Origin of the sequence: Streptomyces sp. NPDC048436 (genome assembly GCF_043200355.1) — a bacterium.
GTDB lineage: Bacteria > Actinomycetota > Actinomycetes > Streptomycetales > Streptomycetaceae > Streptomyces.
In genome coordinates, this window is record NZ_JBICXP010000016.1 from 137,934 (window position 1) to 154,042 (window position 16,109).

The window sequence follows — 16,109 nt, forward strand, 5'->3', positions numbered from 1 at the left end:
GGCTCAGCCCTTCGCGGGAGCGGGAGTCGGGGCGAGCCAGGGCAGTTCGGACGCGGCGTAACGGTAGGCGCGGAAGACGGCGTTGGGCTCGGAGGGGAAGAGCTTACGAACCTCTTCCTCCTCATAGCCGCCGAAGAACGGAACGATGTACTCCCAGCACAGATAGCCGTCCTCGGTGACCTCGAAGAGGCGGCCCGCGGGGGAGTCGGCGATCAGGGTGTTGCCGTTCGGAAGGCGCTGGGCGCTGCCCATGAAGGGCGCGAAGAACGACTCGCGGGCCGGGTCGTGGTACTCCCAGACGACCTTGCCGCTCGCCCGCTCGATCTCGATGACCCGGCTGAACGGCACGTCCCAGTGCGGGCGGAAGACGCCGTTGTCGAAGACGAGGAAGTTCCCGTTCTCCAGCTCGGTCGGGCAGTGCTGCTGGGAGACGGTGCCGGGCTCGGAGCGCCAGATGATGTCGCCGGTCTCGCGGGATATGACGACGACGGCGGAGACCGAGCGGAAGCTGGCGAGGATGTTGCCGTCGCTGGTCGGCAGGACGCTGTTGATCAGCGGGTAGTGCTCGCGGGCGTAGTCGGGGTGGAGCGGGAAGTCCTCCCGGTCGAGCCGCTCGGCGACCTTCCACTCCCAGGTGGTGTTCCCCTCGGCGTCCACCTCGACGATCGTGTCCGCCCACACCGTGCCGCCTTCGGCCTCGGAGCCGGGCACGCCACCGCGTACGGCTGCCGCGTCGGCGCCGGTCAGGGGTTCGAGCGCGGTGTAGAGGAGACGGCCGTCCCCGTAGTGGTGCGCGTCGTGGTGCTGGAAGCGGTCGCGGTGCTCGCGCAGGACCGTGCCGTCCGGGGCGATCTCCTGCATGATTCCGCCGCGGTACTTGTGCCACATCGGGAAGAGGGTGGGCTCGTCCGGCTCGTCCGGCTCGTCGGTCTCGTTGGGGAGTACGCCGCTGTAGGCGAGGTTGCCGTTGGGCAGGATGCGGGCGTGCCGGCCCGGGCGGTGCGGGAGGTTCCACTGGTGGGCGATCTCGCCGTGGGCGTCGATGAGGTAGACCTCGCCGGAGCCGGTGAGGGGCGCGAAGAGGGTGTAGCCGCCGTAACTGGCGTCCTCGTCGAGGGCGATGAGGCCGGTGGTGCGGCGGCGGCGTTGGTTCTGGTCTACGTGGGCCATGGTGGTGGTCGGTCCTCTCTACTTAACTTTATTAAGCGACGCGGAAGACATTAACCCACGGGATAGGCTGAGGGACATGGGTGAGCGACGTGGGTGAGCGACGTGGGTAAGAGTGATGCGGACGCCCCGCAGGTCGGTCCCGGGATCCGCAGGCTGCGCCGCGCCCTGGACCTGACGCTGGCCGATGTGGCGGAACGGGCGGGGGTGTCGGCGCCCTTCCTGAGCCAGGTGGAGAACGGCCGCTCCCGGCCCAGCATGGGGTCCTTGCAGCGCATCGCGGACGCCCTGGACACCACGGCGGTCCAACTCCTCGCCTCGGCGGATCCGCCGCGTCCGGTGGACGTGGTGCGGGGTGGGTCGGCGTCCGTGGGCGAGGGTGAGGGCGAGGGCCGGATGCGCCCGCTGGTCCGGGGCCACCAGAGGCTGCACGCCCTGGAGTTCACCGGTGACCATGGCTGGGGGCGCGAGTACCGTCACCGCAACGACGAGGTCCTGTACGTGGCGGATGGCTCGGCGGAGGTGGAGGCGGACGGCTCCGTGTACCGCCTGGAGCGGGGCGACACGCTGTACTGCGCGGCGGAACTGCCGCACCGGTGGCGGCCGTTGGAGGCGGGGACGCGGGTCTTGGTGGTCGGAATCGCCGATGGGGTGCGGGTGACGGACGAGGCTGGACGCTGAGGAGTCCGGTACGTCTACGTCTACGCCTGCGGGTGGTGCGGTGCGGGTCGTCTGGGGGCGGGGGTGTGCTGGGCCGGGGGTGCGGTGCCTGTCCGTTTTGGCTGCGGGGCCGTGGTGCGGGTGGCCGGGGTGCGGGGTCTGTTCGTCTGTGGGTGCGGGGCCGCGCCGGTATGTCCGTCCTCGCTATCGTCCGGTGGCCGATGGGCTACTGCGGCACCGGAGCGCCGCGAACCGTGCTCCGGGCGGAAATACCGACACGTCCCCTCGCGTCTCACTGCCGACTGCGGACGAGTGGGGCTGTCGCCGACTGCGAACACGTGGCAGCCGTCGCCCGCCCGCGGCTCGTGTCGGATGGCACCATGCACGCTGCCCCCCACCCGCCCGCCGTCTTACGTGCACGGCTCCCCAGCGCTGTACGAGACCCACCAACCCCGCGTCACACGAGTCACCCGCCCGCCCACCCCTCACTCATCAGCGCTGCGGGGCAATCGGGTGGGTGGGCGGGAAAGCTTGTTCGTTCAGGGGCGGATGCGGGGTGAACGGGCGGGTGGGTGGGAGAGGCCTGTTCGGGCAGGTCATGATGCGGGGGAAGGATTGCCCGCACCCCCGAGCAAGACGGAAAGCCCCGCCGAGACCAACTGAGCGTTAGAGATCGCCGCACCCCCGTCCGGCAGGACCAACGTGTCCTCCAGACCAACCCGGGTCGCAAGACCCAAGCGCCCCGCCAGGCGCAACACAGGCCAAGTACCCCCCTCCTCCCCGTGCAGCAGAACAGGGCGGCCATGCGCCGCGCCGATCGCGGCAAGGAGCGCGCGGGCCGAGCCCCGTGCCGTGGCCGGATCCGGGTCCATCACCTCCGCGAGGACCCGCAGCACCCGCGGACCGAGCGGCGACGCCGCGAAGAGCCGAGCGCCGTCCGTGCCCGACCAGATCCCCGCCTCCACGCCCACGCCACGCGCGAGGAGCGCCTGAGCCACCGCCTCCGCGCCCGGCTCATGCCAGTTGACCGACGCGTGGTCCGGCAGCACCGTCCACGCGCGGATCTGCGCCACCCGCTGGTCAGGGTCCGGTTCCGCCCACGCGCCCGTGGTCACCCCGACCGGGACGGAAACCGCGGAACGGATCGCCTCAAGCGCGGCCGCAACCGCCCGTGACGTCAACGTGTCTTGCCCACAAGGTGACTTGGGGTGTACATGAACATCCCGAGCGCCGACCGCGACGGCCTCCGCCGCGGACTCGGCCATCGCCCCGGGCGACAGGGGGATCAGCGCGCCATCGCCCGCGCCGCGGGCGCCGTTCAGACATACCTGCATCACCACAGGACAGCACACACGACAACACACAGGGGAGGGCCGATGGGAATCGCCGTCTGCTCGTTGAAGTGGGAGGCAGCCCGCACGGGGCGACAGAAGATCACGTACGACAGCGACGGTTACCACCTCGTGCGGTTCCCGTACCAGGACGCCGAGGAGTCGTACGACCCGTGGCACATGCACGACCCCGACAAGGGGGTCGGCACAAGGCCGTCGAAGTTTCCCGACGCCCGCTCCGGGCTCATCTGGCCGAGCCACGACGGCTGGGGCACCCTGTCGGCGATGATCTTCTGGGCCCCGGACGCCCGGCCCACGGAGTACCGCGCGCGCTACGTACGCGATCCGCTCGGCGGCTCGACGGGGTACGACTCGACGGCCACCACCGACTGGGCCGCGACCAGGGGCGGGCAGTACCGCACGTACACCTGGCAGATGTTCGTGCATCCGCAGACACCGGTCGGCCTGAAGGTATCGGCGCGCGGCACGGGCGACGTGAAGATCGCCGCGCCGCTCGTGCTCGCCGAGTTCAAGCTGGCCATCCAGTGGGACGTCTCGACGCCCTGACCGGACGACCCGCCTTCACGCCGTGACCAGCGGCCGTTCCCGCCGGGCCCGAGCCCGCTCCCTCGCCGTGGGCGTGAGCACCGGGTCCGGCACCACGATCCCGCAGCCCGTGCAGACGGCGCCCGCGGAGGGCTCGTGCGCGAGGCCGTACATCCAGACGAGGTCGGGCCGCGCGCACACCGGGCAGACCGCGTCCGGCTCCCGCTCAAGGGCGGCTATCAGCCGGCGCAGCACCTCGGCGAGCGGTTCGGAGGGGTGGACGCCGGGATCGTCGCACCAGGCGACCCCGCACCCTCCCCAGGTGCAGCGGTGCCAGTCGTCGGCGCTGCCGGGCCGCCTGAGCCCGTCGTGCTTCTCCTTGCGGCGCCGCTCCGCGAAGTCTTCCTCGTACGCGAGCCAGACCGCACGCGCGGCCTCAAGCTCGTCGAGCGCGGCCACGAGCCGCGCCGGGTCGGGCGACCGGTCCTCGGGGCCGAAGCCCGCGCGGGAGCACAGATGGTCCCAGGTGGCCCGGTGGCCGTAAGGGGCGAACCTCTCCAGGCACTTGCGCAGTGAGTACCGCCGCAGTGCCAAATCGCTCAGCGGATCACGCACCTGTCTCGCGAGACTCCGGAATCCGGCCATCGCCCTGCACCTCCGTCGCACGTTCTCGGACGTTGCCGAGTAGACGTATCGACACGCGATTCGGCTCCCTTGTGGCCCATCCGATTTCGGATGGATGCCATCAGACCCGAGATGTAGGGCGTTGAGCAGCGACGATGTGACGATTCTGGAAAGGCGACGCATGTTCATCTTCCGGGTTCGGCAACCCGCCAGTAACCTCCGCCCCAACTCCCTCCCACAGGAGCACAAGCGGAGCCCAGAGGAGCACACATGCGACAGCGCATCGTCCGGCTCAGAACCCTCACCGCCACCGCGGCGCTCGCCCTCGCCGCGTCCCTCCTCGCGCCGCAGCAGGGGACGGCGGCAGACGAGCCCCCGCCGGCAGCCACCGACTACTGCGAGGGGCAGTGTGCGGACGTGCTGCCGCCCGGCGCGAACGGCAACGCCACGCTCGCCGAGATCCTCGGTCACCGCGTCTTCGGCACCAAACCCGCCCACGCGGAAGACCAGTTGGGGCCCTACGACAAGCTCTCCTCCGGATATCCGTCGCTCACCGACGACAAGCTGACGGAGTTCTTCGACGACGCCTCCTTCGGCGTACCGGACGGCCAGGCGGCTTCCGTCACCAAGCCGCGCGACGACGTGACGATCACCCGGGACAAGAAATACGGCATCCCGCACATCAAGGGCAGCACGCGCTACGGCACCGAGTTCGGGGCGGGCTTCGCGGCCGGGCAGGACCGGCTCTGGCTCATCGATCTCTTCCGGCACATCGGCCGCGGCGAACTGACCTCCTTCGCGGGCGGCGCGCTCGCCAACCAGGGCCTGGAGCAGCAGTTCTGGCCGCAGGCCCCGTACACCGAGGAGGACCTGGAGAAGCAGGTCGAGTACATAAAGACGACCCAGGGCGAGCGCGGCAAACAGGCCATGGAGGACGCGCAGGCCTACATAGACGGGCTCAACGCCTACCGTGTGAAGTCCAAGAACGGCCGCTACTTCCCCGGCGAGTACGTCCTCACCGGCAAGATCGACGCGATCACCAACATCGGTGAGATCCAGCCCTTCAAGATCACCGACATGATCGCGCTCGCGTCCGTCGTCGGCGGGCTCTTCGGCAACGGCGGCGGGGGAGAGGTCGACGCCGCCCTGTCCCTCCTGAAGTCCCAGGAGAAGTACGGCGTCGAGAAGGGCACCAAGGTCTGGGAGTCCTTCCGCGCCCGCAACGACCCCGAGGCCGTCCAGACCATCCATGACGGCACGAGCTTCCCGTACGCGGGCAAGCCGGCGAACGCGCGCGGCACCGCGATGCCCGACCCCGGCTCGGTCGAGCGCGAACAGCTCGTGTACGACCGTGAGGGCGGGGCCAAGACGGCGGCCAAGGACCCGGTCAAGGCGCCCAAGAAGCTCAAGCCGCTCCAGGGGATGTACGACGACGGGGTGCTGCCCGCCGACCTCTTCAAGAAGGACGGCAGCAAGAAGGGCATGTCGAACGCCCTGCTCGTCTCCGGCAAGCACACCGCGAGCGGAAACCCGGTCGCCGTCTTCGGCCCGCAGACCGGCTACTTCGCCCCGCAGCTGCTGATGCAGCAGGAGCTCCAGGGTCCCGGCATCAGCGCGCGCGGTGTCTCCTTCGCGGGTGTCGGGATGTACGTCCAGCTCGGGCGCGGCCAGGACTACGCCTGGTCGGCCACGTCCGCCGGGCAGGACATCACCGACACGTACGCCGTCGAACTGTGCGAACCGGGCGGCGGCGCGCCCACGAAGCAGTCCACCCACTACGTCCACCACGGCACCTGCACCCCCATGGAGAAGCTGGAGCGCAAGAACGCCTGGAAGCCCACCCTCGCCGACTCCACCGCCGCGGGCTCCTACCGCATGCAGGTGCACCGCACGAAGTACGGCGTCGTGACGCACCGCGCGAACGTCGACGGCAAGCCCGTCGCGTACGTCTCGCTGCGCTCCACCTACCGCCACGAGGCCGACTCGATCATCGGCTTCCAGATGCTCAACGACCCGTCGTACGTCAAGGACGCCTCGACCTTCAAGAAGGCGGCCCAGAACATCAGTTACGCCTTCAACTGGTTCTACGCCGACTCCCGCGACATCGCGTACTACAACAGCGGCGCGAACCCCGAGCGCGCCAAGGACATCGACCCCGCGCTTCCGGTGAAGGCCCAAGAGGCGTACGAATGGCAGGACTTCGACCCTGAGGACAACACCTCGGCACAGACCCCGCCGGGCGAACACCCGCAGTCCGTCAACCAGGACTACTACATCTCCTGGAACAACAAGCAGGCCAAGGACTTCAGCACGGCGGGCTTCGGCCTGAGCGCCGTGCACCGCGGCGACCTGCTCGACGGACGGGTCAAGAAGCTCACCCAGGAGGGCGGCGTGACACGCGCCGCGCTGACCCAGGCCATGTCGGAGGCGGCCGTCACCGATCTGCGCGGCGAGCAGGTGCTGCCCGAGCTGCTCAAGGTGGTGCGGAGCAAGCCCGTCACCGACCCCCAACAGGCCAAGGCTGTCCAGCAGTTGGAGGCGTGGCGCAAGGCCGGGGCGCAGCGCAACCAGACGGCGGCGGGCTCCAGGACCTACGCGCACCCCGACGCCGTACGCATCATGGACGCCTGGTGGCCCCTGCTGATCGAGGCCGAGTTCAAGCCGGGCATGGGCAAGGACCTGTACGAGTCGCTGACGGCGCAGCTCGGGACCGACGAGTCACCGTCCGCGGGCCACGGCCCCACCGGTGCGCACGCCGGATCGGCCTTCCAGTACGGCTGGTGGGGCTTCGCGGACAAGGATCTGCGGGCGGTGCTCGGGGAGCCCGTGGAGGGCAAGCTCGGGGACGCCTACTGCGGCGATGGGAAGCTCGACGCCTGCCGTGACGCGCTCCTGGCCACCCTGACGCAGGCCGTCGCGAAGCCCGCGACCGAGGTGTATCCCGGCGACGACAACTGCGAGCCGGGCGAGCAGTGGTGCGCGGACTCGATCATCCACCGGGCGCTCGGCGGCATCACGCACGGGCCGATCCAGTGGCAGAACCGGCCCACGTACCAGCAGGTCGTCGAGTTCCCCAAGCACCGTTAGACGGCAAGGAGTCACACCAGAGGGATCCGCCCCGCGGCGAACACGACACGCGCCAGTTCCTCATGGCAGATGTCGCTGTGCGCGCCGGCGGGCGGACCCCCGCGGCGCACCACATCTGACGCGTCCACACTCACGCACCCCTTGGCGGGGATGGCCCGGCCCAGCTTGACGCGCTTCGCGCCGTCCACCGCCCGGATGCCGTCGTACCCGATGGCACCCCAGCGCTCCCACAGACCGAGGAAGGTAGAGGAGTCCCCGGCGATCTTCGACGCCAGGGGGTAGATCTTGCCGAGCGCGGCGTCGTGGCGGGAGTAGCAGGACACCAGGGGGCCGTCGATCCGCCGCTGTACGCCGTGCAGCGCGCCGCCGCGCGAGCGGTCGTGCGGCAGGCGGTTGGAGAACGCGTAGTGCGAGAAGGCCCCTTGGAGCAGTGTCGTGGACTTCACCGTACGCACCGGCGCGGGCATCCCGCGCAGCGCGTACGACACGAGGCGGGCGCCGAAGCTGTGCCCGATGAGGTGCACCCGCACGTCAGGTGCCTCACGGGCGAGCAGCCCGATGGCGGGGCCGAGCCCCAGTTGGCCCACCGAGCCCGCCCGGCGTTTCATGGCGTAGTAGCTGGCCTGGCGCAGCAGTTCGTGCGCCCCGCTCCAGAGCCGTTTGCCCAGACCGCCGAAGAGTTCGAGCTGTCCGGTGCCCTCCATCGCCGCGGCGAACATCTGGCACACCTCGACCGCGTCGTCGGTCAGCATCGCGGGCTCGCCCGCCCACGTGTCGTTGGCGAAGAGCTGAGCGGCGCTGTTCTGGTGTACGGCCACCAGATCGCGGACGAGCCGCCCGTACTCGTAGAGCCGCGAGGGCACCCGCGAGTGCTCGGCCAACAGGGCGCCGATTCGCAGGAGTTCGGTCTCACGGCCGGGGAACGTGCGGGTGAGGAGGCGCAGGGTCGGTTCGTCGAGCAGGGGTCCCACGCCCGGCGCGGGGTTCGCCGCGGTGGCCGTGACCGAGGGTTCGAAGTCGGGGATCCGCTCGTCGGGGAAGCGGATGGCGGGCCACATCACGCCCACATATCCCAGGCGTACCCGCGGGTCCGCGAGGTCCCGGCAGGGCCCGAAGAACCGTCGGTAGAGGTCGGTAGCCATGTCTTGGTCGTTGTTCCAGCCGTGCGCGAGGACGAGGAGATCGGTGACGTGCTCGTCGGCCACCCCCGCGAGGAGGTGATCGCGCTGCGCGGTGTCGACATCTCCGTCGGCGTCGAAGGTCAGTTCCCAGTAGGGCTCCACGCGGCCATCGTCCTGCGGCCACGGTGTACTGACCAGATGTCCCGCATGTCTATCGAGTTCACGACAGTTCCCGCTCGCGGGTTTCCGGCAGGGCGAGGACACACACCAGGGACACGACCGCCATCGCGCTCACGTACCAGCCCACGGAGGAGGAGCCGAACGCGGACTGCAGCCGCGTCGCCACCAGAGGGGAGACCGCGCCGCCGAGGACACCGCCCAGGTTGTAGGCGAGCGAGGCGCCCGAGTAGCGCACGTTGGTGCCGAACAGCTCCGGCAGATATGCGCCCATCGGCCCGTACACCACGCCCATGCAGAACAGCGCCCCGCCGATCGCCAGGGCCATGAGCACCGGCTGCTCGGTGTCCAGGAGCGGGAAGAGCACCAGACCCCACACCGCCGCCAGCCCCGCGCCCACGAGGATCAGCTTGCGGCGGCCCACACCGTCGGAGCGGGTCGCGGCGAGCCACGTTCCGGCGGCGAGGAAGAGGCAGGCGACCAGCGACAGGCCCAGCATGGTGTTGCGGGAGACGCCAAGCGTGCCGGTGGAGTAGGCGAGGCAGTACGTCGTCGCCGTATAGAAGAGGCCGTACGCGACGATCATCCCGCCCGCGCCGAGCAGCAGTTCACGCGGATAGCGCCGCAGCACGTCGAGCGTGGGGACCTTGCTGGCCTCCTGCGCGTCCATGACCTTCGCGAAGACCGGAGTCTCGCTGATGCGCAGGCGTACGAAGAGTCCTACGCCGACCAGCAGGAAGGAGAGCAGGAACGGCACGCGCCAGCCCCAGGACCGGAACGCGTCGTCGCTCAGGACGGACGAAAGGAGCCAGAAGACACCGGTCGCCGCGAAGAACCCCACGGACGGGCCGAGTTGGGGGAAGGCGGCGTACAGGCCGCGCTTCTTCTTCGGCGCGTGCTCCACCGCGAGGAGCGCGGCGCCGCCCCACTCACCGCCGAGCCCGATGCCCTGGAGGAAGCGCAGCAGGATCAGCAGGACCGGCGCCCAGACGCCCAGCGTGCCGTAGCCGGGAAGCAGTCCTACGAGCGCCGTCGACAGACCCATGAGCAGCAGCGAGGCCACGAGCACCGATTTGCGCCCGACCCGGTCACCGAAGTGCCCGAAAACAACCGAGCCGATGGGCCGTGCCGCGAACGCCACCGCGTAGGTGGAGAAGGAGGCGAGGGTGGCGTTGACCGGGTCGAGGGTCGGGAAGAACGCCTCGTTGAGCACGAGGGCGGCCGCCGTGCCGTAGATGTAGAAGTCGTAGAACTCGATGGCCGTCCCGATGAACGACGCCACTGCCACCCGGCGCATGCTCTCGGGGCTCGCCTCCGGCTCGGCGTCCGGCTGGGTCTTCTCTGGGGAGATTTCGCTGTGCACGAGCGGCACTCTCACGGTGGATGTATGGGCCAGTCAATAGGCAGGACGGCCTGTCTCGATCATTGAGACTGGCGGTGAGCTGCGGTGACGCGGTGCAGATGGACGAGGATGTCGTGCGAGGGCGCGAGTTGGATCTTGTATGGCCCGTCGGGGTAGGCCGTCCCTATGCTCTGGGTCAGCCGGCCCTTGCCGAGCCATTTGCGGGCGGGCGCGGGAGCGGTCCGCATGTCCAGGAAATAGTCGTCGTGGCGCACCTTGTCGAGCGTGTATTCGTTCATGCCGCGCGTGGCCGCGCCCACCGAGCGGGGCTTCCACACCTCGGACTCCGCGCTCTGCGCCATGAACGACCCCTGGTCGAAGGTGAACCCGATGCTCACATACCGCTTGCCGAGCCGGTCCCGCAGGAAGGCGCCCTGCATCTTCGGGTAGCGGGGGTCATAACTCTCGTACGACACATGGGCGTTGTGTGCCGACAGGAGGACCTTGCCGCCGGTGTGCCGCTGCCACCAGGCGGTGTTCCGCGCCATCAGGCGGTCGCGGTACAGCATGGCGTCCTTCTGGCCCTCGGGGGTGTCCAGGGCGAAGGCGTAGACGGTAGCGGTCTGTGAGAGGGAGCGGGCGTGCTGGAGCGCCCAGGTGAACTTCGTGCTTTTCGACGAGGGTTCGCGCTTCTCCAGGAGCCGGAGTGCCTCGCGTGCCTTCCCGGCCAGCTCCCGCCGCTCCTCCAGAGGCCTCGCCATGTACGCGTCGCCATTCGTGAGGCGGCGGATCGGCGCGTACAGCTCGGTGATCCTGGGCAGCAGGTCCGGCTCGTGTGCGCGTATGTAGTCCTCCACCCCCTCGAACAACTCGACCCCGATCTCCGGGTAGTTGAGGTCATCGCCCATGAAGCGCACCTGGCGGGGCGGATGCTTGTCGTTGTAGGCGCGCATCCACGTCAGGAGCTCGACGTACTCCTTTGTGTCCCACGGGGTCTTCGCCAGTTCCTTGTGGACGAGCGCGCGCACGTCGCCCTCGCCTCCACGCACGTACGCGTCGAAACGCAGGCCCGTGGTCCAGCTGACCTCCTGGGCGAAGGTGGTGAACCCCTTCTCCTCCACGAGATAGCGGAACACGCGGTCCTTCATGGTGAAGAACTCGTGCGAACCGTGTGTGGCCTCACCCAGGCCCACCACCGAAGCGTCACCCACCATCCGGCCCATCGGCCTCAGGTCCTTCATGGAGCCGCCCGGACCGGTCGAGCGCAGGGCGTGGGCCGCGCGCTCGATCGCCGGTACGGGGTCCGTGGACGCAGGGGCCGCGCCGGCCTGAGGGGCGATGAGCACCCCTAGGCCGAGCGCGCTGACCAGCAATACCGGAACCCTGCGTCCTGCTGTCCGTGCCATGCGGAATCTCCTCAACTCAGGTGTACGGAGCTGAAGATCACGATCCCGGTCCGCCCGGCGCCACACCACCCGGCAGGCACCCCCTTGCAGGTGGGGGTTGTCCCCCGTTACTTGTAACGCAGGTACCGCTTCCGCACGGCTCGGAAGTGCGCGAGGTCGTCCTGCCAGGCGGCCACCACCTCGTCCGTGCCCGCGCCCGCGTCGATCATGGTGCGCACCCGCGTCGTGCCCGTCAGCTTGTCGATCCAGTTGTCCGGGCGCCAGGCGAAGCCGCTCCACACCTTCTTCGCGGTCACCAGGAGCGCGATGCCGGTGCTCACCGGTTCGAACGCCTCGCGGTCGTGCACGTGCAGCTGGACGCCCCCGACGGTCTTGCCCTGGAACTTGGAGAACGTCGGCGCGAAGTAGGCCTCCCTGAAGTGCACGCCGGGCAGGCCGAGTTCGCTTACCGCCGCCGCCCACTTCCGGTCGATGCCCTCCGCGCCGAGCAGCTCGAACGGGCGGGTCGTGCCGCGCCCCTCGGAGAGGTTCGTGCCCTCGAAGAGACAGGTGCCGCTGTAGACGAGCGCGGTGTCGGGCGTCGGCATGTTCGGGCTCGGCGGCACCCACGGCAGCCCGGACGCGTCGTAGAAGTCCGAGCGTTTCCACCCCGTCATCCGCACCGTCTCCAGCTCGACGGGCCGCTCCAGGAACTCGCCGTTGAACAGCAGCGCCAGCTCCGTCACCGTCATCCCGTGCGCCTGCGCGATCGGCTGCCGCCCGACGAACGTCGCGAACTCCTTGTGCAGGACGGGGCCGTACGCGCCGCGCCCCGTCACCGGATTCGGCCGGTCGAGCACCACGAACCGCTTGCCCGCGAGCTCCGCCGACTCCATGCAGTCGAAGAGCGTCCAGATGTACGTGTAGAAGCGCGCCCCCGCGTCCTGGATGTCGAAGACGATCGTGTCGACGCCGGAGGCCGTGAAGACGTCGGCCAGCGCCTTGCCGCTCTTCTGGTACGTGTCGTAGACGGGAAGCCCGGTCGCCGGATCGTCGTAGCGCCCCTCGGAACCGCCCGCCTGCGCCGTCCCCCGGAAGCCGTGCTCCGGGCCGAAGACCGCGACCAGGTTCACGCGGTCGTCGGCGTGCATGACGTCCACGATGTGCCGTACGTCCCTGGTGACACCGGTGGGGTTCGTCACGACGCCGACCCGCTCGCCCTCCAGGAGTGCGTAGCCGTCCGCGGAAAGACGCTCGAAGCCGGTGCGCAGCCGCCGGCCGCCGCCCGATCCGCCTCCGCCTCCCGCGGCGGACGCGGGGGCCGCCGATGTGAGGGCGGTGGCCGTGGTGACGGCCAGCAGGCCCCGTCTGGACAGGCTGCGGCGGGACAGGTTCATACAGAGACCTCCGTGAGCGCGGTGGCTGTCATGGCCACGCACGCTAGCGCGCGGACTCCCGGCGGGGAACGAAACCGGCTGCCCGGCCCCCTTCCATCCGAACATACCGACTGGTTAGTCTGCGATCACAGCGGAGCCGCAGTCGAAGGAGACTGATCGTGGAGAGCCTGCAGGACAAGGGTGTTGTCGTCACCGGCGCCGGAGGCGGGATCGGGGCCGCGCTGGCCCGCCGGTTCGCCGCCGCAGGGGCGCGCGTCGTGGTCAACGACCTGGACGCGGTCAAGGCCAAGGCCGTGGCCGACGAGATCGGCGCCGTGGCCGTGCCGGGCGACGCCTCCACGATCGTGCCGGAGGCCAGAGAGGCGCTGAGCGGCACGGTCGACGTGTACTGCGCCAACGCGGGCCTCGGCTCGGGCGGCTCGGAGGCCGCGCCGGAGGAGGTCTGGGCCACGGCCTGGGACGTCAACGTCATGGCCCATGTCCGCGCGGCCCACGCGCTGCTCCCCGACTGGCTCGAGCGCGGCAGCGGCCGCTTCGTCTCCACCGTCTCGGCGGCGGGACTGCTCACCATGATCGGCGCCGCGCCCTACAGCGTCACCAAGCACGGCGCGTACGCCTTCGCCGAGTGGCTCTCCCTCACCTACCGCCACCACGGGATCAATGTCCACGCGATCTGTCCGCAGGGCGTGCGCACCGACATGCTCGCCGCCACCGGCACCGCGGGCGACCTCGTCCTCACGCCGACCGCGATCGAGCCCGAGGACGTCGCGGAGGCGCTCTTCGCCGGGATCGAGGAGAACCGCTTCCTGATCCTGCCGCACCCCGACGTCGCCGAGTACTACCGCATCCGCGCCGCGGAGCCCGACAAGTGGCTGACCGGCATGAACCACCTCCAGCAGAAGTGGGAGGCGACCGAGCGGTGAGCGACGTGACCCCGACTCCGTCCGAGGGGACCCCGACCGCGTCCATCTACGCCGCCAAGCCCTGGCTCGCCCGGCTCACCGAGGCCCAGCGCGGCCCGGTCGAGCCCGCCGCCTCCGTCGTGCACGCCTTCCGCGCCTCGGTGCTCAAGGCCCCCGACCACACCGCCCTCGCGTACTTCGACGGCCGCCTCAGCTACCGCGAGGTGGACGCCCTCACCGACTCCGTCGCCGGTTATCTGGCCGCGCGCGGCCTTGAGCGCGGCGACCGGGTCGCGATCCTCCTGCAGAACACCCCGCACTTCGTGATCGCGCTGCTCGGCGCGTGGAAGGCGGGCGCCACGGTCGTGCCCGTGAACCCCATGTACAAGTCGGCGGAGGTCGGGCACGTCCTCGGGGACGCCGACGTGACCGCGCTGATCTGCTCGGACCGCGCATGGGAGACGTATCTGCGCGAGACGGCCGCGGCCTCTCCCGTACGCATCGTGCTCACCGCGTGCCAGCTCGACCTGCAGACCCGCAACGACACCCGCGTCCTCGACTTCGAACGCCTCCCGCAGGCCGCCGACGCCGATGACCTGGTGACGGTCGCCCGGCAGAAACTGCCCGCCCCCGGTGACCGGCGGCTCGGCCCCGCCGACATCGCGCTGATCAGCTACACCTCGGGCACCAGCGGCACCCCCAAGGGCGCCATGAACACCCACGGGAACATCACCTACAACGCCGAGCGGCAGCGCACCGGCTCCGGCATCCCGGAAGGCGCCTGCTACTTCGCGATGGCGCCGCTCTTCCACATCACGGGCATGGTCGCGCAGGTCGCGGGCGCCCTGACCAACGCGGGCACCCTGGCGCTCGCCTACCGCTTCGAGGCCGGGGTCGTCCTCGACGCCTTCGCCGAGCACAGGCCCGCCTACACCGTGGGCCCCTCCACGGCGTTCATGGCGCTCGCCGCGCACCCCTCCGTGACGCGGGAGCACTTCGACTCCTTCACGATGATCTCCTCGGGCGGGGCGCCGCTGCCGCCCGCCCTGGTGGAGAAGTTCCGCGCGAACTTCGGCCCCTACCTCCACAACGGCTACGGCCTCACGGAGTGCACCGCGCCCTGCGCCTCCGTACCGCCCGGCCAGGAGGCGCCCGTCGACCCGGTGTCCGGCACGCTGGCCGTGGGCGTCCCCGGCCCCGAGACGGTCGTCCGCATCGTCGACGACCACGGCCAGGACGTCCCCTTCGGCGAGCAGGGCGAGATCACCGTGCGCGGCCCGCAGGTCGTCCCCGGCTACTGGAAGCGCCCCGAAGCCACCGAGGAGGCCTTCCCCGAGGGAGAGCTGCGGACCGGTGACATCGGCTTCATGGACGCCAAGGGCTGGCTCTACGTGGTCGACCGCAAGAAGGACATGATCAACGCCTCCGGCTTCAAGGTCTGGCCGCGCGAGGTGGAGGACGTCCTCTACAGTCATGCCGCCGTACGCGAGGCGGCGGTGATCGGCGTCCCCGACAGCTACCGCGGCGAGACGGTCAAGGCCTTCGTCAGCCTGCGCCCGCAGGCCGATGTGGCGCCGGACGAGCTGGCGGCGTACTGCAAGGAACGGCTCGCCGCGTACAAATACCCGCGCGCGGTCGAGATCCTGCCGGAGCTGCCGAAGACCACAAGTGGGAAGATCCTCCGGCGGGAACTGCGTTCCCGCAACGACAGCGGCTCTCGGCACGACGAGAGCTAGCGACACTCGAAAGGCAGGTGGCGGCAGTGGCCAGGACGACGGACGGTGACGGCACGCCCGTCCCTCAGCGGCTGCTCGCCGCCGCCACGCGGCTCTTCGCCGACCGCGGCTACGACCGCACGTCGGTGCAGGAGATCGTGGAGTCGGCAGGCGTCACCAAGGGCGCGCTCTACCACTACTTCGGCTCCAAGGACGATCTCCTGCACGAGGTGTACGCACGCGTCCTGCGCGTGCAGCAGGAGCGCCTGGACGCCTACGCGGACGCCGACGCGCCCATCGAACAGCGGGTGCGGGACGCGGCGGCGGACGTCGTCGTCACGACGATCGACAACCTCGACGACGCCTCGATCTTCTTCCGCTCCATGCACCACCTCAGCCCGGAGAAGAACAAGCAGGTACGGTCCGAGCGCCGCCGCTACCACGAGCGGTTCCGCGCGCTGATCGAGGAGGGCCAGGAGGCCGGCGTCTTCTCCAAGGCGACCCCCGCGGACCTGGTGGTGGACTACCACTTCGGCTCCGTCCACCACCTGTCCACCTGGTACCGCCCCGGCGGCCCGCTCACCCCGCAGCAGGTCGCGGACCATCTGGCGGACCTGCTGCTGAGGGCGTTGCGGCCGTGAAATTCAGCCCGTCC

The 16,109-nt window shown here is 70.1% G+C and carries 13 protein-coding genes; 6 read left to right on the plus strand and 7 right to left on the minus strand.

The window, feature by feature from the left end; all coding sequences use genetic code 11:
- Nucleotides 1-3: 3 nt before the first annotated feature.
- On the minus strand, nt 4-1,170 hold the full coding sequence (locus tag ACGFX9_RS36035; protein ID WP_393483276.1) for an aryl-sulfate sulfotransferase: 1,167 nt from the start codon (nt 1,168-1,170) through the stop codon (nt 4-6).
- Between the two features lie 102 nt (nt 1,171-1,272).
- On the opposite strand from ACGFX9_RS36035, the gene ACGFX9_RS36040 reads away from it, so the two are divergent.
- Nucleotides 1,273-1,848 carry a helix-turn-helix domain-containing protein gene (locus ACGFX9_RS36040; RefSeq protein ID WP_393483279.1) on the plus strand — a complete coding sequence of 192 codons (576 nt, stop codon included), beginning with the start codon at nt 1,273-1,275 and terminating at the stop codon, nt 1,846-1,848.
- 575 nt (nt 1,849-2,423) lie between these two features.
- Here the strand turns inward: ACGFX9_RS36040 and ACGFX9_RS36045 are convergent.
- Entirely contained in the window at nt 2,424-3,164 is a 741-nt protein-coding gene (locus tag ACGFX9_RS36045; protein ID WP_393483394.1) for a 3-keto-5-aminohexanoate cleavage protein, read from the minus strand.
- 39 nt (nt 3,165-3,203) lie between these two features.
- Here ACGFX9_RS36045 and ACGFX9_RS36050 point away from each other — a divergent pair, with 39 nt between their 5' ends.
- Nucleotides 3,204-3,725: a hypothetical protein gene (locus ACGFX9_RS36050; protein ID WP_393483281.1), complete on the plus strand. Its 522-nt coding sequence runs from the start codon at nt 3,204-3,206 to the stop codon at nt 3,723-3,725.
- 15 nt (nt 3,726-3,740) lie between these two features.
- Here ACGFX9_RS36050 and ACGFX9_RS36055 read toward each other — a convergent pair whose 3' ends face one another.
- Nucleotides 3,741-4,349 (minus strand): hypothetical protein, encoded by a 609-nt coding sequence (locus ACGFX9_RS36055; protein ID WP_393483283.1) that lies wholly within the window; start codon nt 4,347-4,349, stop codon nt 3,741-3,743.
- A 249-nt stretch (nt 4,350-4,598) separates the two neighbouring features.
- Here ACGFX9_RS36055 and ACGFX9_RS36060 point away from each other — a divergent pair, with 249 nt between their 5' ends.
- A complete protein-coding gene (locus ACGFX9_RS36060) occupies nt 4,599-7,415 on the plus strand; it encodes a penicillin acylase family protein (protein WP_393483286.1) in 2,817 nt (938 codons plus the stop codon).
- Between the two features lie 11 nt (nt 7,416-7,426).
- Here the strand turns inward: ACGFX9_RS36060 and ACGFX9_RS36065 are convergent, their stop codons facing one another.
- The 4 genes from ACGFX9_RS36065 to ACGFX9_RS36080 form a co-directional block, all read right to left on the minus strand.
- On the minus strand, nt 7,427-8,698 hold the full coding sequence (locus tag ACGFX9_RS36065) for a serine-threonine protein kinase (protein WP_393483291.1): 1,272 nt from the start codon (nt 8,696-8,698) through the stop codon (nt 7,427-7,429).
- Nucleotides 8,699-8,756: 58 nt separating this feature from the next.
- The gene (locus ACGFX9_RS36070; protein WP_393483397.1) at nt 8,757-10,010 is read right to left on the minus strand and encodes an MFS transporter; all 1,254 of its coding nucleotides are present in this window, start codon (nt 10,008-10,010) and stop codon (nt 8,757-8,759) included.
- A 125-nt stretch (nt 10,011-10,135) separates the two neighbouring features.
- Entirely contained in the window at nt 10,136-11,461 is a 1,326-nt protein-coding gene (locus ACGFX9_RS36075) for an erythromycin esterase family protein (protein ID WP_393483294.1), read from the minus strand.
- 107 nt (nt 11,462-11,568) lie between these two features.
- On the minus strand, nt 11,569-12,837 hold the full coding sequence (locus tag ACGFX9_RS36080) for an exo-beta-N-acetylmuramidase NamZ domain-containing protein (protein WP_393483297.1): 1,269 nt from the start codon (nt 12,835-12,837) through the stop codon (nt 11,569-11,571).
- Nucleotides 12,838-12,992: 155 nt separating this feature from the next.
- On the opposite strand from ACGFX9_RS36080, the gene ACGFX9_RS36085 reads away from it, so the two are divergent.
- The 3 genes from ACGFX9_RS36085 to ACGFX9_RS36095 are packed head-to-tail and all read left to right on the plus strand — an operon-like array spanning nt 12,993 to nt 16,095.
- The gene (locus ACGFX9_RS36085; RefSeq protein WP_393483400.1) at nt 12,993-13,760 is read left to right on the plus strand and encodes an SDR family oxidoreductase; all 768 of its coding nucleotides are present in this window, start codon (nt 12,993-12,995) and stop codon (nt 13,758-13,760) included.
- Nucleotides 13,757-15,475, plus strand: a complete 1,719-nt coding sequence (locus tag ACGFX9_RS36090) for a class I adenylate-forming enzyme family protein (RefSeq protein WP_393483300.1) — start codon at nt 13,757-13,759, stop codon at nt 15,473-15,475. The genes ACGFX9_RS36085 and ACGFX9_RS36090 overlap by 4 nt, the downstream gene beginning before the upstream one ends.
- A gap of 26 nt (nt 15,476-15,501) precedes the next feature.
- Nucleotides 15,502-16,095, plus strand: coding sequence for a TetR/AcrR family transcriptional regulator (locus ACGFX9_RS36095; RefSeq protein ID WP_363210818.1), 594 nt, complete (start codon nt 15,502-15,504; stop codon nt 16,093-16,095).
- Nucleotides 16,096-16,109: the final 14 nt, after the last annotated feature.

Excerpts from the sequence above, each read along its gene's own strand:
- ACGFX9_RS36060 (WP_393483286.1), top strand. The coding sequence starts at position 4,599 with ATGCGACAGCGCATCGTCCGGCTCAGAACCCTCACCGCCACCGCGGCG.
- ACGFX9_RS36050 (WP_393483281.1), top strand. The coding sequence starts at position 3,204 with ATGGGAATCGCCGTCTGCTCGTTGAAGTGGGAGGCAGCCCGCACGGGG.
- ACGFX9_RS36055 (WP_393483283.1), bottom strand. The coding sequence starts at position 4,349 with ATGGCCGGATTCCGGAGTCTCGCGAGACAGGTGCGTGATCCGCTGAGC.
- ACGFX9_RS36035 (WP_393483276.1), bottom strand. The coding sequence starts at position 1,170 with ATGGCCCACGTAGACCAGAACCAACGCCGCCGCCGCACCACCGGCCTC.
- ACGFX9_RS36075 (WP_393483294.1), bottom strand. The coding sequence starts at position 11,461 with ATGGCACGGACAGCAGGACGCAGGGTTCCGGTATTGCTGGTCAGCGCG.
- ACGFX9_RS36070 (WP_393483397.1), bottom strand. The coding sequence starts at position 10,010 with ATGCGCCGGGTGGCAGTGGCGTCGTTCATCGGGACGGCCATCGAGTTC.
- ACGFX9_RS36080 (WP_393483297.1), bottom strand. The coding sequence starts at position 12,837 with ATGAACCTGTCCCGCCGCAGCCTGTCCAGACGGGGCCTGCTGGCCGTC.